This window comes from Lysinibacillus sp. NPDC097287 (genome assembly GCF_044761695.1).
GTDB lineage: Bacteria > Bacillota > Bacilli > Bacillales_A > Planococcaceae > Lysinibacillus.
Map to the genome: position 1 here is coordinate 199,553 of NZ_JBIWCX010000003.1, position 26,485 is coordinate 226,037.

Annotated in this window: 27 protein-coding genes; all 27 read right to left on the minus strand. The window is 34.8% G+C overall.

The genetic code is table 11. From position 1 onward, the window contains the following. Positions 1 to 129 precede the first annotated feature (129 nt). The 27 genes from ACIQ2D_RS06410 to flgK all read right to left on the minus strand — a co-directional run bounded on the left by ACIQ2D_RS06410 (position 130) and on the right by flgK (position 26,436). The gene (locus tag ACIQ2D_RS06410) at positions 130 to 321 is read right to left on the minus strand and encodes a hypothetical protein (protein ID WP_402861137.1); all 192 of its coding nucleotides are present in this window, start codon (positions 319 to 321) and stop codon (positions 130 to 132) included. 353 nt (positions 322 to 674) lie between these two features. Then, positions 675 to 1,817 carry a UDP-4-amino-4,6-dideoxy-N-acetyl-beta-L-altrosamine transaminase gene (gene pseC, locus ACIQ2D_RS06415; RefSeq protein WP_402861139.1) on the minus strand — a complete coding sequence of 381 codons (1,143 nt, stop codon included), beginning with the start codon at positions 1,815 to 1,817 and terminating at the stop codon, positions 675 to 677. Positions 1,818 to 1,822: 5 nt separating this feature from the next. Then, positions 1,823 to 2,629 carry a formyltransferase family protein gene (locus ACIQ2D_RS06420; RefSeq protein WP_402861142.1) on the minus strand — a complete coding sequence of 269 codons (807 nt, stop codon included), beginning with the start codon at positions 2,627 to 2,629 and terminating at the stop codon, positions 1,823 to 1,825. Positions 2,630 to 2,642: 13 nt separating this feature from the next. After that, entirely contained in the window at positions 2,643 to 3,974 is a 1,332-nt protein-coding gene (locus ACIQ2D_RS06425) for a DUF4910 domain-containing protein (RefSeq protein ID WP_402861145.1), read from the minus strand. Next, positions 3,971 to 5,017: a pseudaminic acid synthase gene (gene pseI / locus ACIQ2D_RS06430; protein WP_402861148.1), complete on the minus strand. Its 1,047-nt coding sequence runs from the start codon at positions 5,015 to 5,017 to the stop codon at positions 3,971 to 3,973. The genes ACIQ2D_RS06425 and pseI overlap by 4 nt, the downstream gene beginning before the upstream one ends. Continuing rightward, positions 5,014 to 5,976 carry a UDP-2,4-diacetamido-2,4,6-trideoxy-beta-L-altropyranose hydrolase gene (gene pseG, locus ACIQ2D_RS06435; RefSeq protein ID WP_402861151.1) on the minus strand — a complete coding sequence of 321 codons (963 nt, stop codon included), beginning with the start codon at positions 5,974 to 5,976 and terminating at the stop codon, positions 5,014 to 5,016. The genes pseI and pseG overlap by 4 nt, the downstream gene beginning before the upstream one ends. Beyond that, positions 5,976 to 6,698 (minus strand): cytidylyltransferase domain-containing protein, encoded by a 723-nt coding sequence (locus ACIQ2D_RS06440; RefSeq protein WP_402861154.1) that lies wholly within the window; start codon positions 6,696 to 6,698, stop codon positions 5,976 to 5,978. Before ACIQ2D_RS06440 ends, pseG begins: the two co-directional genes overlap by 1 nt. A 35-nt stretch (positions 6,699 to 6,733) precedes the next feature. After that, a complete protein-coding gene (locus ACIQ2D_RS06445) occupies positions 6,734 to 7,459 on the minus strand; it encodes an SDR family NAD(P)-dependent oxidoreductase (RefSeq protein WP_402861157.1) in 726 nt (241 codons plus the stop codon). Further along, positions 7,456 to 8,703, minus strand: coding sequence for a class I adenylate-forming enzyme family protein (locus ACIQ2D_RS06450; RefSeq protein WP_402861160.1), 1,248 nt, complete (start codon positions 8,701 to 8,703; stop codon positions 7,456 to 7,458). The genes ACIQ2D_RS06445 and ACIQ2D_RS06450 overlap by 4 nt, the downstream gene beginning before the upstream one ends. 1 nt (position 8,704) lies before the next feature. Further along, positions 8,705 to 8,929, minus strand: coding sequence for an acyl carrier protein (locus ACIQ2D_RS06455; protein WP_402861163.1), 225 nt, complete (start codon positions 8,927 to 8,929; stop codon positions 8,705 to 8,707). Next, positions 8,926 to 9,483, minus strand: a complete 558-nt coding sequence (gene pseH, locus ACIQ2D_RS06460) for a UDP-4-amino-4,6-dideoxy-N-acetyl-beta-L-altrosamine N-acetyltransferase (RefSeq protein ID WP_402861166.1) — start codon at positions 9,481 to 9,483, stop codon at positions 8,926 to 8,928. The genes ACIQ2D_RS06455 and pseH overlap by 4 nt, the downstream gene beginning before the upstream one ends. 459 nt (positions 9,484 to 9,942) lie before the next feature. Next, the gene (locus ACIQ2D_RS06465; RefSeq protein WP_402861169.1) at positions 9,943 to 10,797 is read right to left on the minus strand and encodes a CatB-related O-acetyltransferase; all 855 of its coding nucleotides are present in this window, start codon (positions 10,795 to 10,797) and stop codon (positions 9,943 to 9,945) included. Between the two features lie 289 nt (positions 10,798 to 11,086). Continuing rightward, entirely contained in the window at positions 11,087 to 12,001 is a 915-nt protein-coding gene (locus ACIQ2D_RS06470; protein ID WP_402861172.1) for a LicD family protein, read from the minus strand. Further along, positions 12,001 to 13,080, minus strand: coding sequence for a phosphonoacetaldehyde reductase (locus ACIQ2D_RS06475; protein ID WP_402861175.1), 1,080 nt, complete (start codon positions 13,078 to 13,080; stop codon positions 12,001 to 12,003). Before ACIQ2D_RS06475 ends, ACIQ2D_RS06470 begins: the two co-directional genes overlap by 1 nt. Next, positions 13,073 to 13,792, minus strand: coding sequence for a phosphocholine cytidylyltransferase family protein (locus ACIQ2D_RS06480; protein WP_402861178.1), 720 nt, complete (start codon positions 13,790 to 13,792; stop codon positions 13,073 to 13,075). The genes ACIQ2D_RS06475 and ACIQ2D_RS06480 overlap by 8 nt, the downstream gene beginning before the upstream one ends. A 36-nt stretch (positions 13,793 to 13,828) precedes the next feature. Then, on the minus strand, positions 13,829 to 14,959 hold the full coding sequence (aepY, locus tag ACIQ2D_RS06485; protein WP_402861181.1) for a phosphonopyruvate decarboxylase: 1,131 nt from the start codon (positions 14,957 to 14,959) through the stop codon (positions 13,829 to 13,831). Next, positions 14,956 to 16,554: a phosphoenolpyruvate mutase gene (gene aepX / locus ACIQ2D_RS06490; protein WP_402861184.1), complete on the minus strand. Its 1,599-nt coding sequence runs from the start codon at positions 16,552 to 16,554 to the stop codon at positions 14,956 to 14,958. The genes aepY and aepX overlap by 4 nt, the downstream gene beginning before the upstream one ends. A 207-nt stretch (positions 16,555 to 16,761) precedes the next feature. After that, positions 16,762 to 17,733: a UDP-N-acetylglucosamine 4,6-dehydratase (inverting) gene (gene pseB, locus ACIQ2D_RS06495; RefSeq protein WP_402861187.1), complete on the minus strand. Its 972-nt coding sequence runs from the start codon at positions 17,731 to 17,733 to the stop codon at positions 16,762 to 16,764. A gap of 109 nt (positions 17,734 to 17,842) precedes the next feature. Further along, positions 17,843 to 19,003, minus strand: a complete 1,161-nt coding sequence (locus tag ACIQ2D_RS06500) for a motility associated factor glycosyltransferase family protein (protein WP_402861190.1) — start codon at positions 19,001 to 19,003, stop codon at positions 17,843 to 17,845. Continuing rightward, complete coding sequence (locus ACIQ2D_RS06505) at positions 19,003 to 19,350, minus strand: DUF8042 domain-containing protein (protein ID WP_402861193.1); 348 nt, start codon at positions 19,348 to 19,350, stop codon at positions 19,003 to 19,005. The genes ACIQ2D_RS06500 and ACIQ2D_RS06505 overlap by 1 nt, the downstream gene beginning before the upstream one ends. A 16-nt stretch (positions 19,351 to 19,366) precedes the next feature. Continuing rightward, positions 19,367 to 21,055, minus strand: coding sequence for a motility associated factor glycosyltransferase family protein (locus ACIQ2D_RS06510; RefSeq protein ID WP_402861196.1), 1,689 nt, complete (start codon positions 21,053 to 21,055; stop codon positions 19,367 to 19,369). A gap of 113 nt (positions 21,056 to 21,168) precedes the next feature. Further along, the gene (locus ACIQ2D_RS06515; RefSeq protein ID WP_402861199.1) at positions 21,169 to 21,981 is read right to left on the minus strand and encodes a flagellin N-terminal helical domain-containing protein; all 813 of its coding nucleotides are present in this window, start codon (positions 21,979 to 21,981) and stop codon (positions 21,169 to 21,171) included. 570 nt (positions 21,982 to 22,551) lie between these two features. Then, complete coding sequence (gene csrA, locus ACIQ2D_RS06520) at positions 22,552 to 22,773, minus strand: carbon storage regulator CsrA (RefSeq protein ID WP_402861202.1); 222 nt, start codon at positions 22,771 to 22,773, stop codon at positions 22,552 to 22,554. Beyond that, entirely contained in the window at positions 22,773 to 23,216 is a 444-nt protein-coding gene (gene fliW / locus ACIQ2D_RS06525; RefSeq protein ID WP_402861205.1) for a flagellar assembly protein FliW, read from the minus strand. Before fliW ends, csrA begins: the two co-directional genes overlap by 1 nt. Positions 23,217 to 23,232: 16 nt before the next feature. Next, positions 23,233 to 23,796, minus strand: coding sequence for a DUF6470 family protein (locus tag ACIQ2D_RS06530; protein ID WP_402861208.1), 564 nt, complete (start codon positions 23,794 to 23,796; stop codon positions 23,233 to 23,235). Between the two features lie 57 nt (positions 23,797 to 23,853). Next, positions 23,854 to 24,750 (minus strand): flagellar hook-associated protein FlgL, encoded by an 897-nt coding sequence (gene flgL, locus ACIQ2D_RS06535; protein WP_402861211.1) that lies wholly within the window; start codon positions 24,748 to 24,750, stop codon positions 23,854 to 23,856. 96 nt (positions 24,751 to 24,846) lie between these two features. Next, the gene (gene flgK / locus ACIQ2D_RS06540) at positions 24,847 to 26,436 is read right to left on the minus strand and encodes a flagellar hook-associated protein FlgK (protein ID WP_402861214.1); all 1,590 of its coding nucleotides are present in this window, start codon (positions 26,434 to 26,436) and stop codon (positions 24,847 to 24,849) included. Positions 26,437 to 26,485 lie beyond the last annotated feature (49 nt).

The window sequence follows — 26,485 nt, forward strand, 5'->3', positions numbered from 1 at the left end:
ATTTGCAGCAAGACCAATTAGATGCAGCTTAATAAGATTAAAATAAGATAGTCATATGGAAAAAGGTTTTTAAATACATAATTCACTACATAGTTTTCAAGCATATATTTTTGCTTATTCATGAATGATTCATAAAAGTCCATATACGACTTTAGAGCCTTTCAATAACTGAATCATTTTCTTTTTATCCGCCACTACTTCTGGTTGATCAAATGGATTCACTTCAAGTAAGCTCGCACTAATGATACATGCTTTCATAAAGAATATCATCAAGTAACCAACATGATATGCATCCAGCTTTGGATACTGCATACACTTCATTTAAAGAACATCCCGCTAAATAATTTAAAACCATCTAGATTATCCGAAATAAATGGAATCTCAATATTTTCTTCCGTTTTCTAGAAATAAATGAATGTTTCAAACATGCTACGACTAACTTCTTGGACAAACTGACCAATCGCATGCAAATCTGTTGAGTAATTAACTGTCGAAGGATAAAACCTTTATGTTCTTTCCCTTCACTTTCACCAAATAATTACTTCCACTATTCGTGCAACTTGTTTAGGCGTGGTTCGAAGAAAGCTAACAGTTCTAGACTATACCCTTGTTTTTAAAGCTCATATCGTACAAAGCATATTGATACGAATCATTGTTACTATTAATTTCGACCGCTACTTTATAGTTTCTAGCTTTTTTAACAAGGTTTCCACAATATAGCTTACTTGCTCATCAGTTAACCCTGGATGTAACGGCAATGTCAGCGCTTTTTCATACCAAGCCTCCGCTACTGGACAAAGACCTTTCTCATAGCCAAGCTCTTCGTAATACGAGTGCCAATAAACTGGAATGTAATGCACATGCACACCAATATTCGCTTCACGCATTGCTTCAAATACTTTTTTGCGATCCACACCTTCTAGTTGAACAATATAAAGATGCCAGCCTGAAGCTGTTTCTGAAAGCTGGGCAGGCGTTTTAATTCCAGATACCTCAGCAAAGGATTCATCATATATCTTAGCAATTTTACGGCGACGAGCAATAAAATCATCAATTTTCTTAAGCTGGGAAACGCCTAGTGCGGCCTGCATATCGGTCATGCGATAATTGTAACCAAGGTCGACCATCTCGTAATACCAGCCACCTTGTTCAGCAGCATAATCCGTTGCCTCAATACCATGCGAGCGGAATTGGAGTAATTTCTTATAGTAGTCCTTATTGTTTGTCACAATGATACCACCTTCAGCTGTAGTTACTGGTTTCACGGGATGAAAGCTAAACATTGTCATATCAGCCTGCGACCCTACTTTATGCCCTTTGTATTCCGCACCTAATGAATGTGCACCGTCTTCGATTACGACAAGATTATTTTTACGCGCAATTTTCATAATCGCGTCAATATCGACAGGCTGTCCTGTGAAATCAACCGAAATAATTGCCTTCGTTTTCGACGTGAATTTTTTTTCAATTTCAGTTGGTGAAATATTGTAAGTTACAGGATCAATGTCTGCAAACACTACTGTTCCACCCTGGTAGCGCACACAATTTGCGCTCGCAGCAAATGTAATTGGGGACGTAATAACCTCATCCCCCTCACCAATCCCAGCTGCATAGCATGCACCATGTAGGGCTGCTGTTCCATTGCAAAACGCAACTGCATATTTTGCACCTACGTAATTCGCCACTACTTGTTCGAATTCAGCAATTTTTGGACCTTGTGTTAAAAAAGGAGAACGTAAAGTTTCGATAACCGCTTGAATATCTTCCTCATCAAGATTTTGACAACCGTAAGAGATGAATTCAGTTGATTTTTGCATATCTTTTACTCTCCTTTACAAAAAGCAGATATTAATGGTGGATCTAGTTTTGGTAACTTACCATCTAAAAATTGATCGACAATATCATTATTATATGTGTTATAAACGAAACGTAGATGCTGCGGGAGCCAATCCACTCCCACCCAAATCTTCCCATTCCCTTTTTGTGTTACATACTTAATTTCTTCTAATGACAATTCCGAAATAATTTTGGACAAGTCTTCAGTAACTTGTGTGACTGCTTTACACGCAACATCATGCAGTCCATCACCGTAAGCAAGTTCTGGCACGGAATGATGGACAATGCCACCTGCATCTAAACGCTCTGTTAACCGATGGATTGTCATACCTGCCCAATTAGGTCTCAACATGAAAAATGGCCAAAATAGCGTTGTATTTCCTTTATACCATGGCGATAGTCCCCCATGTATATTCCATGAATGCTCTGGCATTACAGATAATAACTCATTGCTCAATTTATGCACTCCGTAACTAATCGCTAAGTCGAATTGTTGAGTTGCTACCCATTCCATTGTTTCAGGACTATTTAGATTTTGCATCGAAACCTTTAATGTAGGAATCTCAACATTTATATGCTCATTCCCTGCAAAATGACTATGTTCTGCCTCATCACGGTCTGAAAAATGGCGAATAAAATTCTCTCTGTCAATGTCCTCTAACCCTATTGGTGGGGTTGGAACAAAGCTTCCTCGAATTTCAATTATATGTGCAGCAACAATTCCAAGCTCAGCCATTTTATTTACTAAATATAAATGTCTCGGGTGTGAGCCTGTTAATAATAATAATTTCATATTAAAGCAACTCCTACTCTTCATAAAATGGTCCAGCGAGTAGCCCATTTTCTATTAATAAGTTGATCGTTTGGATATAGTCCACCATTTTATAATTTTGTTTTGAAATAATGTCAGATAGTAAATGCTGTCCATCAGAATAATTCAATACATGCATCATTTGATTCAATTGTTGACGATTGTCCAATGTTGTATTATTAGAGCGACCTCTTAATGCTGGTGCATTGATATCTGGATATAAATTATATTTATCCAGCTTAGGCTCACCAAAAGGCTTTAAATTCATATAATAACCGTTTAATTCTTGAAGTTTTAAAATCTGTTCTAGTTCATTTACACTTTCCTCCAAAGATTCAATTGTCATATTTTCTTTAGTATCTAGTGAATTGTGATAACCCTGATATTTGCCATACGTCATTTTGGAAAATTGCGTAATAGGTAAATTAAACCCAGGTGAGCAATAGTGACGCTCGTCAGACCCGTTATTCGGATTGAATGGTAAAATATTTATATTTTCGCCTTCTTTATTCACTAAATAGTCGAGTAATTTATTTAAAGGTGTACTATCTTTTCGAGATCTTTTTAAAGTTAAATTATAATCTTTTCCACCAATGCAAGTAATGACAGCTCCAGAATAAACCTTCTTACGTAAATGATCACCATATTTATTTAAATACGAAATAGCTCCAATTGTTTCAGGAATAAACACAAATCGGTACGTTAACTCTCGATCTTCCCATTGTTTAATTCGGTTATATAGAAAAGTCGTAACAATCGGTCCACTTAGTTCATTATTCGCCATCGAAGGATGACAAATGTATGTACTTATTAAAACTTCTTTGTCCGATTTACCTGGAAGAACAACCTGTGCAAAGTTTAACTCACCATCTACTTTTTCACTATCGATATATGCATAATAATTTCCATCAGTTAAAGAGTCTAGCTGATTTTGGCTCATACAAAAACCCCAACGTTCCTTATAATAAGAAATCACATATGGAACTGCATCCGGTTTATTTGGTATCGTATGAATATTTTTTTTCAGCTCATCTAATGTGAACCACCCATCAACCGGTTCACTATAATTTACAACATGTAAATTCAAATCAGTAATATCGATAATTTTATTCCCTTGCTTGTCCTTAATCCACGCTTCACGAATAACCCATTCTTTTGGAATTTCCCAATCAAATACTTCAGTTCCCGTTGGAATTCCTTCCATTTTAAGTGGAATATATTCTTGTAAAATTCGAATCGTTTCTCGTACACCCTCACCTGTAATACTGCGCATAATTGGAAAAAGGCGGTCGAATAATTCATCCATTTTTTTTAGTTCTTCACTCACAATAATAACTCCCAACTTAACGGTGTACCTTTTTGTACATCTTTCTTAATCGCTTTTCCTAAAACTAAATCAAAATATTTCGTTGGCAAACCTAAACCAGGTCGGACATTTCGGACATTTTCCTCCGTTAAAATATCCCCAGCATTTAAATCTTCACCAATGTATAATGAACGGCGGAATTTCGTTGAATCTTTTTCTGCATCTGTTGGTCCATACTGTATATACCCTAAACTTTGCCAAGCACGCTCTGTTTCCTCAACCAGCATTTTCAATTCATGTGGCTCCATTGAAAACGCTGAATCTACCCCACCATCAGCGCGTGATGTTGTAAAATGTTTCTCAATGACTGTAGCACCTAATGTAACCGCAGCAACAGATACCCCCACACCCATTGTATGATCTGACAAACCAATTTCTGTCCCAAATAGCTCGCGCATATGTGGTATTGTGGCTAAGTTTGAATTTGCTGGTGTAGCAGGATATGTACTCGTGCATTTCAATAAAATGAGTTGGTCATTACCTTCTGCACGCATCACACGGACCGCCTCATCCAACTCCGCAGCAGTAGCCATACCTGTTGAAATAATTACCGGCTTCCCTGTACGCGCCACCTTGCGAATTAATGGAATATCTACATTTTCGAAAGACGCAATTTTATATGCAGGTACATTTAATGATTCTAAAAAATCTACCGCTGTTTCATCAAATGGTGAACTGAATGCCAATATGCCAAGTTCTTTTGCTCTGTCAAAAATCGCTTCATGCCATTCCCATGGTGTATACGCTTCTTTATAAATGTTGTATAGCGAGTTTCCCTTCCAAAGATTAGCGTCATCTTGAATGAAAAACTCATCTGTATGGACATCCAATGTAATTGTATCAGGTGTGTATGTTTGTAATTTTAAAGCATCTACACCAGCCTCAGCAGCTAGCTCAACTAAGTGTAATGCACGCTCAAGTGATTGGTTATGGTTACCTGACATTTCCGCAATAATGAACGGTTTTGTATGACGCCCAATTTCTTTCGGTCCAATTTTAATCATTTCATCAACTCCAAAATTTTTCGTAGCCAAGCATTGGGGTGCTTGTTTGCGGTCAATTCAAGCCCCTTGTTTCCAACTTGTTGAATATGTAAATTATTTAGTAGCTGTTTATATGTGTCGGCAGTCACTTGCCCATGCCAACCAAGGTTAATAACAGCGCCAAGTTCATGCGCATATTTAGTCGTTACCATTTGATTATCGGCAACAATTGTCGCACTTGAAGGAAGTCCAACATAACAGCGCTCCCAAGTAGTTGCCCCTCCTGCACCAAGTGCAAAATCTGCTTCCTTCATTAATCGTGCCATATAATTTATTTGACAGTGGAAATGGTAACCACGCTGTGCACAAGTTTCTTCAATTTGCTCTTTATACACATTGCTAATTCCTACAACGACATCAATATGTTCAAATTTAAACGACGTTAATGCCTCTAACACTTTCATCGTTTCATTTGTTGGGTCGGACCCACCCATGAAAACGAGTAATCTTTCCACTTGCTTATTTCGCTCACGTATATTTGCCCTTGCTTCTATAAACTCATCACGCATCATCAAATATTTCGGACCTAATAGCTTCACACAATGCGTTGGTACAAGCCCGTTATAACGCTTTTTAAAATTCGCTACAACATTTTGATCCAGTAGTAAATCACAATCATGTGGGCGATTTGCTAAATCATCAATAATCATGATGTTCGTGGTGAAAGCTCGGATATCACGCTCCCAATTTTCATCAATCTTATAATGATCAATTATGTATAAATTCGCTTGCTCAGCCTCAACAATATTATAAAACCCTTCAGCTGCCACATAGTCGATCAAATTCCCTTGCAATGGCTCCATCCAAAACTTCACGTCACAGCCATTGTCACGTAAATTTTTCGCTACCGTTAAACAACGTATAATATGTCCAGAACCAATCTCTACGGAAGCATCTGCACGAATAATTACTTTTCTCATTAAATCACCGGCTTTTGCTCGATATGGGCATTTATTTTCGCTATTTCAGGTGTATCTTTTAAAAATCTAATGACTTTTCCGCTTGAAACAAGAGGGTCATCAAAATGTTCTGCCACCGTTTGAATGAGTACATAGTCTTCCTCAGTATCAAGCGTAATACGCAACTCTGGAGCATTGCGATTCTCTGGTGCTTTATACGTTACCACTTCAAACTGTTCTTTAAATTCATACCCATAATACGTAACATGCTCACGATGACGCGGCTCTTGTCCTACTTCATGAATTTTTAATAGTGCTTCATATGAAATTAATTCCACTGCTAGTCCACGTGGAAGCTCACCATCAATTAGTACAATATCTTTCTGCTCTTGTTCCATTAAAGATACTATTTCTGACGCCATTTCATAGTCCACAAATGGACAATCTGATGTCACACGCATTACATAATCAGGCTCATATTCCTTTGCACAATCTACAAAGCGAGATAATACATCATCCTCTGAACCACGGAAGCATTTAACATTATGCTTTAAACACCAAGCAACAATCGCATCATCTAGTGTCGATAAAGTAGTTGCGACAATCACTTCTTGCACGCCATAGATTTGCCTACAACGTCTTATTACATACGTCAATACCTCTGAATATCCCAGTGTTTTTAAAATCTTACCTGCAAGTCTAGTGGACCCCATTCTTGCTTGAATAATTACGATTGTCTTCAAATAATCACATCCTACGCTCGCTTAAAGAATTTCTATTATATTGTTCCATTATCCACATGTACCACTGTACCTGTAATCGACTTAGCTTGATCTGAAAGCAGGAAAAGCACTGTACTTGCCACGCTTGAAATATCCGTTTCCTTTTTCAAAGATGTTCTTTGATAAATACGTGCTTTTTGATCCTCTGTCAATGTCGTACTCAAAGCCGTTTCCATAAAGCCTGGTACGACACAATTAGAACGGATACCTTTGCTTCCCCATTCTCTAGCCGTATTTTTAGAAAATGCCTCCATTGCTCCCTTTGATGCTGCGTACATACCCAAACCTTTATATCCTGTATGAGCACTGATCGAGGATATATGCACAATTGAACCTCGTGTTTTATGCAATAACATATCTCTAATTGCATATTTCGATAAATGCATGGCTGAAAACACATTCACTTGGAACATTGTCTGCAATTGTTGCACCTTTAAGTTAGAAACAATATCGTCATAGGCCATTGCTGAATTATTAACAAGCCCGTAGATTGGTCCTATTTTACGAATCTTTTCCCTATATAATTGTTTTATGCCATCCACATCCGTTAAATCATAAGAAAGTGGTTTGAAACGGCTTGGGTATTCTGCTAACAGCTCGCCAGCAGCTTCTTCACTGGAACGACTAATACCAATAACGCCAAAGTCTGTTTCAGCTAATATTTGTTGAACAATTTCTCTCCCGACGCCTCTTGAATCGCCAGTCACAATAATCCACTTCATTTTCTGACCTTCTTTCCAGTTCGTGTAATAGGCAGTTCATCTACGAATTTAATAATGCGTGGAACTTTCCACTCTTGTAAATGAGTGGCTGCAAATTGTTTTATTTCTTTTTTCAACTCTTTTTCATCCGCATCATCACTTTTTATAACATCTGCAACAAGCAGTTCGCCCGTAACACTGTTCTTTTTAGACTTCACAACAATATCAATAACACCCGGTACTTGAACAAGTAAATTCTCCACTTCAAGTGGATTGACTTTGTACCCTCCTACATTGATCATATCCGATTGACGTGATAGAAATTTAAAATGTGTTCCATCAATCATTTCAACAAGATCTCCTGTATGAAACCATTCATCCTCTAACGACAGTGAAGCTGACTGTCCAAGCAAGGAGCGATGTATACATAATTCCTGTTGTGTTGTAATTTTCACCCACTGCCGATGCTCTTCTCTAATTTCAAACGTATCGCTTTGTGCTGCGAATAGGCTCCCCGCCTCCGTCGATGCATAAATATTCCGCATTTTCGCATTTGGAAAAACAGCCTTTAGCTTCTCTTCTAAAAACAAATCAAATTTTTCCCCACCAAAGGTTACTCTTTTGACCATCTGATACGTATTTTTCTGCAGGTATGGAAGAACATTTCTATAAAATGTTCCTGTAGCTGAAATATTAGTTACCTCATATTCCTCCAGTAATTCAGATACCTTTTTCATAGATTCACCAAAAATATAAATCAAGGTATTTTGATTGAGAAACGCTTGAAAGAGCACTTGCAGCCCAGCCATATGAGTTGGATTATAAGCAAAAGCCCAGACGTCATTTTCAAACTTCCTATGCATCTTTACGTTTCTTGTCAGTGTAAGGAAAGAATGGCTCACTTTTTTAGGACGTCCTGTTGTGCCAGATGTATACAGTGTTAAATGCCCTTTATCTATTTCTTTTATTCGTCGCACAATTTCATCCATGTCGTAGAAATTAAATCTATCCTCTATTTTGTTTATCCTTGTTATTGCATTAGCATCAATAGCTAATTCACTCATCTCTTTTTCTGAAAAATCACCATCCAATACTTCAATCGGATAGTCATAAAGTAAGCTATGAATAATCGCTAAAAAAACCTCATAGGGATGGTTATCCTTCACATATACGTAAGCAAATCCAACTTTCCTCTTATTCAAATCTACTAGCAGCTGTTCATATGTATAGGTAGTTTTATTATGTACTAAAAAAACCTTTTCCATATTATTCACCTTCGATTTTAACCATGATTTCACCGATTGTTTGAACGATGCCATCTTCAAAGATGTCTACATCAAACTCATCCTCAATGCGAACTGTCAATTCCGCTAACATTAAAGAATCTAAATCCAAATCTTCTCTTAAATCCATAGCAGCTTCTAAAGATTCAAAGGACTCACTCCCTGCTTCTTCTCGCATTTCATTAATAATTAATAACAACCTATTCATGTATTCATTCTCCCATTCTGAGCTTCAAATTCACATGTATACTTTTGGTATTTATGTAGCTTGAGCCAATCTTCTTTTAATAGCTCCAATAAGTTCAAATCAGCGTACGAACCATTTTTCAAAATATGATTTTTATATACGCCCACCATTCGATAACCATGCAACACATTCAACTTGATGACATTGCTATTCCCTTCCATCACTTCGGCCGTGATTTTGTGGAAGTCATATGTCGAAAACACATAATTATAAAAGTATGGAGGTATAATACCGCCATACAAGCGATACTTTTCTTCTCCAATATAAAAGCCCCAACTTGTTCTTTTATTCACATAATCAATATTATTTAAAGAAATTACTCCTACTAGTTCTCCCTTTATTTCAATAATCCAATAGGCATCAGTTTCAGAACTTGAAATTCTTCTAAACCACTTTTTCTGTTTATCCATATCTTTTTCAATATCCGTATTCATGAATCTAGTAACATCTTCCTGCGTTCTCCATTCCAGAACTTGCTCAAGATGTTCTTCTTTAAGTTTAATAAAGCGAATCATTCAAACCCCCATCAAACAACATTAGTATTAGCTTTTTATTACTATCAACTATATATCTATTTTATCGGCTTATTTAGCTATTTTTCCAAGTATTTATACAAACAAAAACGACCTTCATAAATTATTGAAAGTCGTTTAAGACGCGATTTAAAAATGACTAAATAGCATAGATTGAAGGCGTTAGAAAATCTATTTCTATTTCAATTTTAAAATTCATTAATTACTTCGACATCTCTATATTATAACTTTCTATCTGTTTTCTTAGATAAATTTAATGCTAATTCCAGATCATTATAATTTTGTAGCTGATTGAATTCATACCCATCTAGTCCATCAATTATCACATTTTCAAAGCCAAGTCTCCTGAAGAAACCTAAATACATTAATCCAGCATTATCCACGACATCTAGGTTTGAAACCTCATCTATTAAATATATGTGAACTTAAAGGTTGAAATCATCATTCAAAAAATTCCTCAACAAATTGCTCTGGATTTAAAAATAAGTTAAGGTTATTTTTTATTTTTCCATCATCCCAATTCCACCATTTTATTATTAATAATTTCTTTATTACTGTTTCGTTAAAACGGTAACGAATTAATTTAGCAGGTACGCCCCCAACTATTGCATATGGCGGAACATCTTTCGTTACAATTGCCCCCGCTGCTATTATCGCACCATCATGTATACTTACACCCGGCAAAATCACAACATTTGCACCAATCCATACATCATTTCCAATCGTAATTTTACCATTATATTCATCCCAATCTTCATCTGTTAATAAATTTGGAAAAAAACTATATTTTTCACGATATAATAGAGGGTGAGTAGTAATTAAGTCAATAGGGTGATTTCCTTCTGTACCAATCTTTACAGATTTGTTAATGGAACAAAATGAGCCTATTTCATTTATTAATTCGGGTCTAGCTATTGTTTCAAAATTTGCACCATAAGTATATCTTCCGATTTTCACTTTGTTATTTGAATAGACTTTATTACTAAAAGGGGAAAAAATAAGAATATTTGAGTCAATATCCCTTATTTGTTTTTCTATATCATCATACCATTGACTCGCTATTATTATAATATCAACGTCTACTTTATGTAATTGCTCAATTGAATATAACGGTTTCCCGTAAAACACTTTACTACTATTATTATTATCAAAAAAACATTTAATTTTTGATTCAAGTATACCAAATGTCCACATTACTTTTTCAGAAGCTGAACCAGTTCCAAAAACCGCAAAACTTTTATCAAAATTATTACAAATAATATCGTCAATTTGTTTTTTCCAAAGTGGAATAGTCAATAGTTACCTCCATAATACATTTATATAAATTTAAAATAATTATTCATTTAATTAAAATACGTGTATTTAATTTTAGATTTCTAATCATTAAAGACATGGTAATTAACCATGTCTTTAATGATTACTACTTGAGTACATAATAATAATTCAAATTTTACACAACTCTACCAAAAAGCAAGCCTCATAAAACCAATAATCTTACTAAGACTATATTTAAGAATTTAACTTTGCATTAAAATATAAATCCTCTGACTAAAAATTTAATTCAGGTTCACCATATTAGGTTAATTTATTTAATAAATTCTTTTTCAGAAATATAGTCATAATAGTTTACAGATTTATTTACTTTCTTTGATTCCTTATATGATAATGAATTATCATAAAAGGAAGTATTCTTCTTTGGGACTTTCCAATCTCCATAAGTATATTCTAAATATTTTTTATGTTGTTTAGGTGCTTTAAATATTTGATTTCTAAATTCAAGTTCATCATATCCTTCAAAAAAATGTTTAGGTGTTATATTTACTTCCTGTGTATACATTCCTTTTTCCATTTCATTTAAACAAGCCAAACTAACATGAAATAGGTCTTCCTCATTATGGTAACAATGAATTGAAATGTTAGCATAACTGTTATCAATATATTGCCTTTTGAAAATTTTCAATTGAAAATCTTCGGAAAGAAATTTGATATTACTCATTAACTTAACTAAAATACTATCTATATCTTTTGGGAAAATTGAGAGATCAATGTCATCATCCCAAGATAGCAACTGCTTTTCTCTAACAATACCTAATAATGTACCGAAAGAAATAAAACATTTTTCATCTTTTAATACTTCATTAATTTTACAAAGGAGGTTTGTTGCTTTTTCCCTTAATTCAGCCGTTTCAAATGGCTTCTTATTGATTTTTAGCTGACTTTTTGGTGGGAATTTCAGTTGATTTTTTGAAATACCTAATTCAAGTAATTGTTCTATTATTGAATCTATATACATGCTAGTGACTACAACAAAGTCATATTCTTCTTTACTGATATCTTTAAGTATTTCTGGATTAGAAATCGATATTCCATCAATCTGCTTACCTTGTTTTTTTTTATCATTATCTAAAAAACCAATTACTTCAATGTTATTTCTCTCTAAATTATAATACGTTTCGCCACCTATACTTGCTCCAAAAATATATACTTTTAATTTATCCATTAGTTCAACTTCTTTCTAAAATGACTTTCAATTATTTTGTACAAAATTTCTAAGTCTACAATTGAATTTTTTGCTCTTACATTCGATTCTAATTGTTTAAAAATCTCATCAAAATCATTCATTGTTAATCCATATACTTCAAATGATAAACTCAAGTTACATTTTTCAAATAAATCATATAAGTTAGGGATCAAGTCCATGGAAAAGCTAGTATTTTCACCAAACGCTTCTGCAATATAAGGTAAAGTTATACTCGCTGCAATTCCATGCGGAATATTTTTTTCTAAAGTCATATAATAAGACATTGCATGTGCTATTGACGTTTGGGTAATAGAAAATGCGACCCCAGCATGATAGGAGGCTAATAGCATTCTTTCACGTAATTCTATATTCGATAAATCCTCTAAAAGCATTGGAAGGACTTCTAAAATCGTACGAATTGCGTTATCTGCGTATATTGAAGAAATTTCATTACTATTTCTATTCCATATTGTTTCAAGGCTATGAGATAGTGCATCTAAACCTGTTTGCAATGTGATGTCTTTCGGAAGCGTTAAATGTAATAAAGGATCAAGAATAGCGGCTTCACAATAAAGTTTTTCATCTGAAATTGAATATTTCTTTTTGTTTACATCATCCCAAACTGTTCCCCACATTGTTACTTCTGAACCTGTACCGGCTGTCGTTGGTATAGCTATTATTGGTTTTACATCTACATTTTTCGGTAACCCCGTTTGTAATAGCGTTTTGAAATCTAGTTTATTACCAAAATTAGTCGGTGCTATGGCCTTAGCTACATCAATCACACTTCCTCCACCCAAAGCAACAATTACATCGAATTCATCATATTTTATTGATGAACGCATTTTTATAATTTGTGTTATTGTTGGATTGGATTGTACTTCATCAATAACACGAATTATCTCTGAATTATCACTTAATAATTCAGAAACAATTCCGCGTTTAACAAAGCCTTGTGAAGTGATCAATAATGCTTTACGACCATTAATGAACCTTGGTAAAAATTTTATAGCGCCTCTTCCAAATTCAATTTGTACTGGATTATTAACTCTATTCATTCACAAACATTTCCTTTGCCTTTTCATAGTCCTCAATAAAATCAATTTCCACCCAATTTTGCTCATCAATAGAAAGACAACGAATCTCACGACCATCATTAGCCATTTTTGTGAATGCATAAGTATCGTAAACTGTTAATTTCTCATCAACTAGTGCATCTTCAATATACTCAAACACTACTTTGGGATTATTAATGGCTGCAAGTCCAATCCATTCACCTGCACTTTCGTGTAGAGGGATTTCTTTATCCGATTCAATTAATTGTTTATTGGAATTTATTCGAACTTTCATCGCTTCTTCATCCGTAGGTTTAAAATCAACTGCTAAATCGATATCGGCTTTTACATTTATTTTGGTAATAAATTCGGTCATTAATTCTTCCGTAAATACAACATCTCCATGTAAATACAAAAATGGTTCAGCATTTAAAGTTTCTTTAACCGCATAGAGAGATCCCATATTATTACAATATTTATAATATGGATTGAAAACTGTTTTAACAGTGTCTCTGTCTTCAATAACATTTTCTATTAAATGTTTCTTAAAACCTGTCACTATAAGAACCTTCTCTATCCCATTTGCTTTAAGAATACGTAAGTTTCTTTCTAAAATCTTTTCCTTACCTAAAGATAACAAACATTTTGGAGTTTGTTCAGTTAATGGATATAATCGACTAGACAGTCCTGCTGCTACGATTACAGCTGTTTTCATCTTATTGCACCTCACTCAGTTCTTTAAACTTCATATTTAAGCATTAATATATTTCATAAATCTTTCTTTCACCTGTACTGGGGTAACAGTAGGACGCCCTAAATTCTCTTTAATTCCTTTTTGTGTTTTAAAATAACCAAATGTTAATTTTTTGTCCTCATTCCAACTTACTAAAGATGATTTTAAATCTTCAAGTGTTTTTAACTCATCTACTTTTTCATAGTTTGAACCATCAGCAATTTTCATGAAATCTACTTTTGAAGATACTGTTTTTTGACCGCCAGTTGATTCGTGTAAGCCATTATCTAATAATAAGTGATATAGATTTTTTGGAGAGTAATACGCATTTGTCGTCAGAGAACCCATTCTCATTAATAAAGATCCATCTCCATCAATTACAATTACTTTTTTATCTGGCCTTGCCATTGCCAAACCTAGGCCTACTGAGCTAATACAGCCCATTGACCCAACCATATAAAATTGATTACTATAATCACCTAATTCAAACAATTCACGACCAGTGACACCTGTTGTTGCCAGTAATACTGTATCTTCATCAGCTTGATTTTGTAACACTTCCAGAACTTCTAATCGTTTATATTCACCCTGTTCACTAGTACTTTTAATAATATTCGTAGGCTGATAACTAACACTTGATTGCCCCGTTAACTTCATAGATTCAAATGTATCCTTCCTAACAATAAAAAAGAACGAAGAACCACTTTCTATCACTTTATTAGCATATTCAAGTTGTTCAATTGCTTCATTGAAATCATTTGATAAAATTGCATTTTTCACATGCATTACATCAAGCATCTTATCAGTAATAGTTCCCATTAACTCATGTTGCGGCTCATCAATTACACCCGGTTCCCCTCTTAAACTTACGAAGCCCAATACCGGAATTTCAAAAGTATAATTTAATGAGGTTAGGGGAGAAACTGCATTTGTCAGACCTGAATTTTGACATAAATAAACACTCTTTCTTCCACCTAAATATGCCCCAGCCGTAATTGCTACAGCATCTCCCTCATTAGCTGCCATTACAAATTGATTATTATTTATTGCATAATTAATCATTGGTTTTAAAAATGAGCATGGTACTCCACTAAAAAAATCAAATCCTAATGACTTTAATTTTTCTCCAAAATACTTCATTGAAATCATTTTAAATCCCCTGCCTTCTGCAACTCTACCAAACTATCTACATCTACCCATGAACCACGAATATATTTAACTTTAACTTCAGCAATTTCACTTAATTTATTAAATACATCACTGATACGTAACTGTTCAATAGTTTTTTCAGTTTTAATCAACTCCAAAGCCTCTTTAAATTGTTGTACGCCTTCTGGAGAGAATTTACATAGGCCGATAAATTCACCTTGAATTTCATTCTCAACTAAAGTACTAGACATAGTTACTAAATTTGCATGTTGTTCAAATTTATTTTTGTTATATGCTTCTGATGTCTTTACATAATCTTTATAATCGCTCGTTACTTCTACATCAGCATCTACAATTATTGTAATATCAGCATCAGAAATTAGTAATTCATTTAAAACAAATGATTTAAATAGTACATCTCCATATGTTACTACTACATGATTTTTAGTTTGTTCTAAAGCTAAGTTTAGTGAATAGACTTCATTAGTTGTTTCAAATAAATCGTTATCAATAAATTTAATATTTGGATTTATAAATTTATCTTTTCCAAATCCACGGACAACTGAAATATCTTTAATACCTACCTCATTAAAATTTTCTATTAAATGATTTAAAATAGGTTTGTTATTTACATTAAGTAATGTTTTAGGAATATCACGAGTTAATTCATCAAACCCTTCACCTTTAGAAGCAGCTAGAATCACAGACTGGATATTTTGTCCATATGTAGGCAAATATTTCTTTTCAGCTTCTTTTAATTCATCTGCCCCCTGTAATTCGAAAATATGACTTACAGATGCGACCTTACCTTCAATATTAATTAAACTTTGATCTTCAAAAATTCGTTTTGTCGTTTCCTCCATTGCAGTAATAGCAGCACGTACATTATGATTAGCCCAAATGACTAAATTCACACCCCATTCAGCAAAATGACTTGTCGGGGTTGAATAGTATTTAGTAGGTACGATAATCACTGGATGGCGATTATCCCAAGCTTCCATAAATGCTTTAATCTCCGTTGCATCCGAGCGCTTACTATGCATTAAAATAGCATCAGCTCCAGCTTGACGATATGACTCTGCTCGTTTTAATGCTTCTTCTAATCCCCACCCTGCAATAAATGCTTCTACACGTGCAACAACAACAAAGTCCGGGTCTGAAGCAGCATCTTTTGCAGCTTTGATTTTCCCACAGAATTCATCAATATCAGCTAATGGTTGGGCTTCGCCATTGATAAATGAATTTGTCTTTGGAAATAATTTATCCTCAATACATACTCCCGCAATACCGCGTTGCTCTAATTTATGTACTAAACGGCGCATATTATTAAAGTTTCCATATCCAGTATCGCCATCAAGAAGAATTGGAATATTTGTAGCATCGCTCATAAACTCAATCACTTCCAGTACTTGAGTCCATGATGCTTCATTGTTATCACGAACGCCTAAAGCAGCTGATATAGATAAACCACTCGCCCATATTCCTTTAAATCCTGCATTTTCAACAATTTTTGCAGACAATCCATTATGAGCTTCCATAATAAATTCTAATTCCCCAGAATGAAGCATATTTTTTAGCATTGTTGTTTTTTTCATAATAATCCCCTATCTTTCTTTAACATATTAATTAGTTTATATTGCATTAAACAATTTCTTCCACTTTTTTAGTTGATAAAAGTTGTACTAGTCATTTTGTTCACTTATAAAAAAGAAAATCCCCAAGATAGGTGCACACTGCTTAGTCCTACTAAACAGGGAAAATCAAAAAGATATAGCTTACCAAATTTTCTAAGTTATATACCTTTACATTTCTGCAGATAATTCAGCTAATTTTTCAATAGTCAACCATTCTGCATTCTTATCACTCGTATACTCAAATCCTTCAGGTAACTCTTTCCCACCTTCTGCAAATTTCTTCGACCAAAACGAAAATTCTGGTTGAATCACGTAATATGTATCAAACTCTACTGTATGGCGTGCATCATCTTCCATAATCATCGCCTCATGTAGTTTTTCGCCTGGACGAATACCTACAATTTTTGTTTCACACTCTGGTGCTATTGCCTTCGCTAAGTCCATAATGTTCATGCTCGGAATTTTCGGTACGAAAATTTCTCCACCATGCATACGTTCTAAATTATCTAGTACAAATTGTACACCTTGATCAAGGGTAATCCAAAAGCGGGTCATACGCTCATCTGTAATGGGTACAACTCTTGTTTCACGTACCTTTTTAAAGAATGGTACAACACTACCTCGACTGCCCACAACATTACCATATCGTACAACCGCAAATCGCGTTGGATTGTCACCTACATACGAATTCGCAGCAACAAATAATTTATCTGACGCTAATTTAGTTGCGCCATATAAATTTACTGGTGCACACGCTTTATCAGTTGAAAGAGCAATCACTTTTTCTACACCACGATCGATAGCAGCTTCAATAATATTTTGAGCACCATTAATGTTAGTTTTCACCGCTTCAAAAGGATTATACTCACACGCATCTACATGCTTCATTGCAGCAGCGTGGATAACGATATCTACACCATCAAATGCTCGGTATAAACGATCCTTATCACGTACATCACCGATAAAAAAACGAATACGAGCATCTGTATATTCTTGCTTCATTTCATATTGCTTTAGCTCATCACGGCTAAATACAATAACTTTTTTCACACCTTGTTGTAGTGCTTTTCGAATGAATTTCTTACCAAAAGACCCCGTGCCACCAGTTACGAGTATTGTTTTACCCTCTAAAATATTCATCTCTTCACTTGCCCCTATCTATATGTCTATGTAATATGTATTCATTATATATAAATCTCTAACATTTTTATCGGTTAGTTTTAAAAAACATATAGACAAACCTACGAAATCATAATTTTTTCAGCAATTTATATAATTTTTGTTCATTCACATAACTAACTTTGTCAATCTTTGCCCCGTTATATGCTGTATTCGTAACAGTTAACGCTGTACGTTGCATTTTCGAATTGAACCAACGTAAAAATGTTTGTAAATTTTTTGTAGAGTAAATATTATCGCCATTATTTGCTTTTATTTTTGTGAGTGAATTAGTTTTCGTAACAATTCGGCCAGATGTCGAAGCTTCTGCATGTGTTGCATTCCCCGTAAACCCTAGATCCTGTCCAAATAACACAAGCTGCTTATACCCTAATTCCTCTATTAAACTAAAAGCAGTGGTTGCAACTGAACCACCTGATTCAATAAGCGTTAAATTTTTTTCAGCCGCTAATGATTCTGCTAATGGATAACCTTGCTGACAAAGTAAATAACGGGGCCCTTTATGTAGTTGCACAGCATCTGAACTTGCTGTACTTAAGTAAAACAGTGGTCCCTTATAGTCTACACCTTCCAGTTGACGAGTAATTGTTGACTTGGCATCTGAAATAATAACTGCAGTAGGTTTTATTTGATGAGCGAGCACCATTTTTAATGCGGAGCCAACAACAAAAATATCTACATGATTTTCAATATTTTTTATCCAATAAATTGTTTCGTTTAACGAAGGGCCAGAAGCAATTAAACAAGCTGCTTTTTTATGAACTACAGGATATGGTTCAAACAGTTCGTTAGCGACGTTAATATGGAAGTTTTGTTCCATTTGATACGCAAATTTTTTATAAGTTATTTGATTTATTTTAATATCCTCTAAAAAAGGAAGGATCGGATGATTCCCGAGTGCATTTAAAAATGAATTTGGAATTAATATTTGGCAATTCGTAAAATCAATGTGCGAAATATCATTGACCGCTTCCTTGATTGGTGTAAAATATAATTCCCGTTGGTCAAAGTAATATACATAGACAGGCTTTCCATTTGCTAATGACACTAGCTTTTCTGCATGGTAACCGAGTCCTAATCCAATAATCAAATAGCAAGTATAGGTAGAATCAAATTGCGATTCCACCCACTTCCAAGCATCCTCACGCGGACGATAATTACTATATAATTGTATGTCATTTAGCTTCAGCGTCTGTTCCCCATTTTTCGCTAAATCGACTTCCCAGTTCATTAATTATCGAATCCTTTTATTACTTCTACCTGTTCAAAGAAAGGTGCAATTTCATATTCAAACATATCGGCTACAAGCACATAATCTTGTTTTTCTAAGCCATTATTTATTTCAATCAAAAACTCTTGTATTTTCTCCATATTTAAATTAGCTGTTACACCATTACTCTTTAATAATTCGCTTACTTCCGAAAGCCAAAGAACCCCCTCTGAAAAGTCTTTAATGGCTTGCAAAGCATCAGTTTCTCTATCTTCTCTTAGACTGTTCGCAATATATTCCGCCCCAGCAGGCACTTTATTCACGTACAAATTATAGCTGCCAATTGTTTCATTTATTAAGTTATCCATTTTACTTACCTCACTTTTATATTTTTTTTGCTTCTTCGATTACATCCATTGTAAAACCTTTTGTTTTTTCGATAGCTTCTAACAGCCTTGAATACATTTCCTTATTTTGGTTATACACCCTTCTGTATGTATCTCTAGAACTTTCATTGAAAGTTGGTTCATAATTTCTCAAAACATCTAAAGTAATAGGGTTAGTAATATAATTTAGAGAGATTTGCTCAAATTTCATTTTTAAAATCCCATCTATTTTATCTAACTTTTTCAAAGTCTTTGTTTCAAAGGATAGATTTGATTTATTTTGACTCAAGACTTTCAGCGCTAATTTTAATTCTTTAATCAAATCATTATAACTCGCAATGTATTCATCCATTATTCTTATAAATTTCTGAATATCCGCGTTTGTTCGATCATTTACAACTTCCTTATTTAGTTGAGTTTGATCATCCACATACATCTCAAAGAAATCACTGAATGGGAGTTGATCTATCTCTTCAATTTTTGCCCCTCCCTCTGTACAATTATAAATTGCAGCATCATGATTACTATGCTTATGTAGTGCTTCAAAACTATTTTTCATTGATAGAAAAACATAATCTGTAGACACCATGTCTCCAGTATAACCAGGTATTTCAAAGAGTTCTCTTTTTTCTCTAAAGTTTGTATCAATTTTTTTGAAATGTTTATTACTTTCTGCATGTGATCTATTGTCCGTATAAGCTAAATCTTGACCAATCATTGCTATTGGTCCTGTTGTTATGTAGCTTGCTATCGAATAAGCAAAATTTGCTACTGAGGCCCCCCCTATTATAAGTGGTAATTCAATTGAAAGGATTTTATTAATATGTTCTTTGTACTCAATATTCAAAGAATCTACAAATGCATATTTATCATTTACAAAATCCCCCTGAATTTTATAATGGCTCGTCATTGCATAAATTAACTTCGATTTAATATTTTTTATCCCCTTAAAATGCTTGTAATTCTCGATGGCCCCATCGACAGTTACAATATAATCAGGTTCAATTTCTTTGTTTAAAAGGGAATTAATCGTAGATCCTGCTGCAATAATGATTACATGATCTTGCATTTTCTTTAACAGTGGTAATTGCTTTGTTAATGATGGCCCTCCAGAAGCGACCACCACTGGGCATGAATAATATTTTTGAAGTTTACTCAAAGAATTATTTTGATACACATCTAATAAATTGTGAAGATAATTTTCCTGCCATGAATCTGCATATCTTCTTAATGTATTTTCATTCACTACGTTAGACATTTGTACATCTTTTATTACTTTTAAAATTCCCTTCAATTCTTCAGGTAGAATTTTATCATAATTCGGAGAACAAATAACCTTTACTTTTTTATTAAAATTTTTTAGTGCTTTTTCAATTATTGCTTCAAATTCTAACTTTTCAAACTGAGAAATAACGCTATAACCCTTTTCACTTTCTCTCAAAAACGAATAAATTGGATCTATTATAATTAATTTTGAAGGATCATTGATCTTTGCAATCAATGTTTCTGCTAAATAACCTAATCCGTAACCAAATAATACGTGAACAACATTGGGTTCAAATTCTTTCTCAATAATTCTAGTTGACTCTTGAACAGGATTGTATTTACTATGTAATAAATATCCATTAACCATAACAGTTTCTAAATTATTTTTAGTTGGTAAATATTCAATATGATATTTAGACAAATCATTTCACCTCAAGCTTTATATCGTCAAAAACAAATAAAAATAAAGGAATCCATTCAAATATTCGAATGGATTCCTTTTTTATTATGAGTAAGTATTAACTAGATTAAGGATTAACCTAATAATTGTAATACGCCTTGTGGCTGTTGGTTAGCTTGCGCTAGCATAGATTGTGCAGCTTGCATTAAGATATTGTTCTTCGTGAAGCCCATCATCTCTTTTGCCATATCTGTATCACGGATACGAGATTCAGCAGCAGTTAAGTTTTCTGACGTTGCACCTAAGTTATTGATTGTGTGCTCTAAACGGTTTTGAATAGCACCTAAGTCAGAACGAGTAGCTGAAACTGTTTTTAATGCTTCATTAATCGTTGTAATTGCTTTATTAGCAGCAGATTGAGTTGAAATATCAACGCTATTAACCTTTAATGCAGTTGAACTCATATTATCAACTGAAAGTTTAATACTTTGATCTTGATTCGCTCCGATATGGAATGTTTTAGCTTTGAATGAACCAGTTAATAATTTTTGCGTGTTGAATTCTGTATCAGTAGAAATACGAGTGATTTCTTCAGATAAAGCGTTAATTTCTTTTTGAATATCTGCGCGGTCAGTAGAAACGTTTGTATCATTCGCAGATTGTACTGATAATTCACGCATACGTTGTAGGATAGCATGTGTTTCGTTAAGAGCACCCTCAGCAGTTTGGATTAAAGAGATTGAGTCTTGTGCGTTTTTCGTAGCCATATCAAGACCACGGATTTGTCCGCGCATTTTTTCAGAGATTGCTAAACCAGCAGCGTCATCGCCTGCACGGTTGATTTTGTAACCTGAAGATAATTTCTCAAGGTTTTTAGAAGCTTGTGCGTTGTTGAAGCCTAAGTTACGGTGTGTGTTTAAAGCTGAAATGTTATGTTGAATTCTCATTTGGAATTCCTCCTTGAATGTTTGTTTTTGTCATTCCACATCCGTGTGGAATGCTGTAAGTTCAGATCGTATTATGTACTTCTGTGCCTTACACTACTTATATCGTATTTAGTTTAGAATGTTTAATAGTTTTTTATAATATTTTTTATTTTCTTCTTTTTTATTTTCTATTTACTAATTACGCTAGCTTTTTAGTAGTTTAAAGCTACAGAAAACACCCTTATATGCTATAACTCATACACATGAAAGTTAGCAAACTAAATCATTATTGATGGAAACTTTTGAAATAAGTATTCCAATTATCAAATACAGATTCTCCATCACACAGAAGAGGAGGATATAAACAAAATTAGTGACATGCAACAAACACCGCAGGAAAACCCAGAACTATCCAAAATCCAATCGTAATCACGAAGAAGCATTTGCACAGATTAATGTAGATTATAGGAATTTTTGTATTATCGTACGAAATCGTTTCGACTAAGACTGATACTTTGATGTTGAAGAGAGTAAAATAATAAAAATGCCCCTATTATTATTTATGCCTAACGAGAGGGGGCAGTTTTTGTATCATTGTTTCTTTTTTAGTTGTTGTAAGAAGTTCGGTGCTGCAAATAGAGCTTCCTTATTTTGCTCTTGAATCGCTTTAAATACTTCCGAGCGGTGCACTTTTACTGTTTTAGGCGCAACAAAACCTAGTTTGACTTGATCGCCCTCGACAGCAAGGATTTTTATTTCAATTTGGTCACCAATCATAATTGATTCGTCTTTTTTACGTGAAAGGACTAACACTATTTCGCACTTCCTTCCAAATCACCTATTTGATAGCGTAATGGGTAGGACTTGTTATCCTGCAAAACAATTTGTTTACCTTGTTTTCTACTGACATTAATTATAATTGGTGCTAGTAAGTTAAGTGTAGAATCTTGAATAGTTTCCTTCATCGTGACAATCGAATAGGTAAGTACATCTTCTTCTTTGTCAATTTGTAACTGCTCTCGGTCTTCTTCACTAATCTCAAAGCTATAATCTTTTTTAAATGCAAATGGATAGGCTATTACAAAGCCAATTTCCACATGTTCAATAGACTGTAATAGTGCTAGTGGCAAATCTGCATCAAGTGGCAATAACACGAATTCTTTTTCGTCCTCTAGCCCGAGTAAACCTTGCTCAAATAGTAGGATATCCTGTTCTGTAATCTCTACTTCACCTAAAAATTTCGTATTTAGTTTCATCTATTTCGTGCACTCCTTATCCAATAACGTCAATTTGAACATCTGGTCTTTGTATCATTGTACCTGTTACGTTCCCTGGTGTGTAGTCATGTATCGGTTTGTTCACTTGTGCGTCAATTTTCGGATTTTGCCTTGTAATATTAATGTCAGTTGTGCCAGGTGTATAATTAATTTTTACCGAGTCGACAGATGGGATGAACTTTATATTGAAAGGGATGCGCTTTGGACCATGATTTTGCTTAGCAATCCCTTGAATTATCGCTCTCCCCTGATCCTTCCCTGCACCTTCCATCATTTGACGCCCTTCTCTTGCTCTACGGGCCATCCCTTGCATTGCTTCTTGTTTACCTTCTTGTGCGTACTTTGCACTCGACTCAAACGGACCTATTAAACCGAGATCGCGTCTTGACTGTGAAGAATCGATACGAAGCACGCCCCGTTTGGTGTTAATTTCGAGAATAGCTGCTGGTTGTTCGATTCTTTGCGTTGCATTCGGTTGCTTAATGATCTGCTGCGGTTTGCTAATATGTAAATCTACTTGTGCATCGGTTGTTCGTATTTGAATTTGCGGGAGTCTCATAGCTCTTTCTCCTTTCAATAAAAGCGTCTGAACAAATTGTCCAAACGCTTCTTTCATTTATCGAATAAAGTCTACTAATGTTTGTTGGATAATTTTCGCACCAACTGATAGCGCCGCTTGGTGTATCGATTCATTCGTTACTAATTCTGTAATAGCTTTTGAATAGTCAACAGATTCGTTATCACTCAATTGCTTTGTTACACTTACCTCACGAAGAGCAAGTCGGTTATCCATCATCTCTACACGATTTTGACGTGCACCAATGTCTGCTTGTGCTGCAAGTACCTGATTATGTATGGCTGTAATATCATCACTTGTACTTGCTGAAGTAACACCACCTAGTGCATCACCGATTTCTGCACCTGTTGTATTTGAATCTCCTAGTAAATCAGAAATTTTCCCCATCAAATCATCAATATTCTTAAAAAGTGTTTTCCCAGGTGTATTTACTTGAAGTTGAATACCATCGTAAATTTCTATTTTCACTTTCTCTTCGTTAACTGGTGGTGTTCCTTCAGGATAAAGCGGTTGACCTGTATTCGTGCCACTAAAAATATAGCTATCTGCTACTTTTGTATTGGCCACATCTTGAAGTTGTTGACGAATTTGGTCAATTTCCATTTTCATTTTTTCGCGATCTTCTGGTGTATTCGTATCATTAGCGGCTTGAATAACTAATTCACGAACACGCTTCATTTGTTCGCCCACCTGATTCAGTGACTCATCCGTTGTATCTAACCAACTATTTGCCGTAATCATATTGCGTTGATATTGTTCTACCTTCGCTAAATCACGGCGGTAGCCCATTCCATTTACTGCAATAACAGGATCATCGGACGGACGATTGATTTTTGAACCCGATTGGATTTGTTCTTGTAGTTTCGACATTTTACCGTAGCTATTGCTTAAATTACGTATCATATTATTAGAAAGCATTGATTGTGTTACACGCATATTATTGAAGCTCCCTTCTTTTAAGACGGTGGGCTATACCACCGCTTCATTCTTTCTATAATGGAAATGACATACCTGACACAGTAGATTTAATTTTTATAAACCTACGCGTCCCATGCCGTTAATAATTTTGTCTAATGTCTCATCAACAACGGTAATCATACGTGCATTTGCATTATAAGCTTGTTGGAACGTAATCATATTTGTCATTTCTTCGTCTAAAGACACGGCACTCACGGAGTCACGGCTATTTGAAATCATCAGGAGTTGAGACCCAGAACTGCCATAGCGCGTAAGTGCTTCCTCTCCATCTACACCAAGCTTACCAATCATACCTTTGTAAAAGGTTTGCATAGTTGCATTACCAATAGATCCAAAAGTTTTATGTTGCATATTAGCTAGTATAATTGCATGTTTACCGTTACCTTCTTCACCGTATCCTGAAGATGCTGCTAGAAGGTTTGAATTTTCTTTAATTGCATCCCTCACCTTAATACCCGCTGCACCAGTACCTTCAAAGAACTCAATACCATTTACAGAATCAAGGACAGCACCTGTCGTCTCGTCTACTCCCTTAAGAGTGTAGCCTTGTTTATGGAAGTCATTAAATTCTTTAATAAATGCATTGGCAAGTTGATCTAATTTCGCTAATGTTTCTGGGTAGTATCCTTTAACACCACCGCCCGCATTTTGGTATCCGTATGAATTGATTAAAGATAAGAACTTTCCTTTAGAAGCTTCAAAGTTTTCTTGTTTAATAGCTGGTTGAGCATTAGGTACATTGCCCGCTTCATGAGTTTCAGCTGATTCTACATCTGTTAACTGCATTTCTGTGAATACATTTTCTGTGTCATCACCATTAATCGGCCCTTTTGCTCCCATTGCTGTAAATTGCGCGAAGTCTTTCCCATCAACCAAGTCTCTTACAACACCATCTGCACCTTTATATGTAATTTTCAAACTACCCTCGGCAACATGAGATGCGTTCCCACCTGAAGGGACACGTTCAATAGAAACAGGTAGATAGCTATTTAACTCATCAACTAATACATCACGTGTATCGTACAAGTCATTCGGTACATGGCCACTTGGTTCTACCTCTTGAATTTGCTGATTCATCGCTGCAATTTGTTTAAGGAGTGTATTAATTTTCTTAGTAGAAACATCAATCTCATTACCAATATTACCCTGTATTGTCTTTAGCTGTGTATCCATATAATTAAATGATTCTGCCAAATGTTCCGCAAGACCAATGGCTACTTTACGTGCCGCAGCATCCCCAGGTTTTGCGCTGACATCTTCTAGTGACTTCCAAAAATTCTCGAATGCTTTATCTATACCGAATTCAGACGGCTCATTCATGATATCTTCCATTTGAGAAATTGCCTTTGTACGTGATTCCCAGTAGCCAAGCTTATTTGTTTCTTGGCGGAATTGACGATCGACGAATTCATCTCGAATACGTTGAATTGAGCCTACTTCCACCCCCGTTCCAAGATGACCAGGGTAATTAGGTGAATTCAACCCTGGTGTAGGAAAACCAGGTGTTGCTTGCATATTCACTCGTTGGCGAGAGTAGCCAAGCGTATTGGCATTCGAAATATTGTGTCCTGTTGTATATAAAGCTGATTGCTGTGTAAATAAACCACGTTTACTTGCTTCTAAACCCATAAATGTAGAACGCATGTGAATTTCCTCCTTTTAGTTGGTCATGACAAAAATAAGCAAACACAGA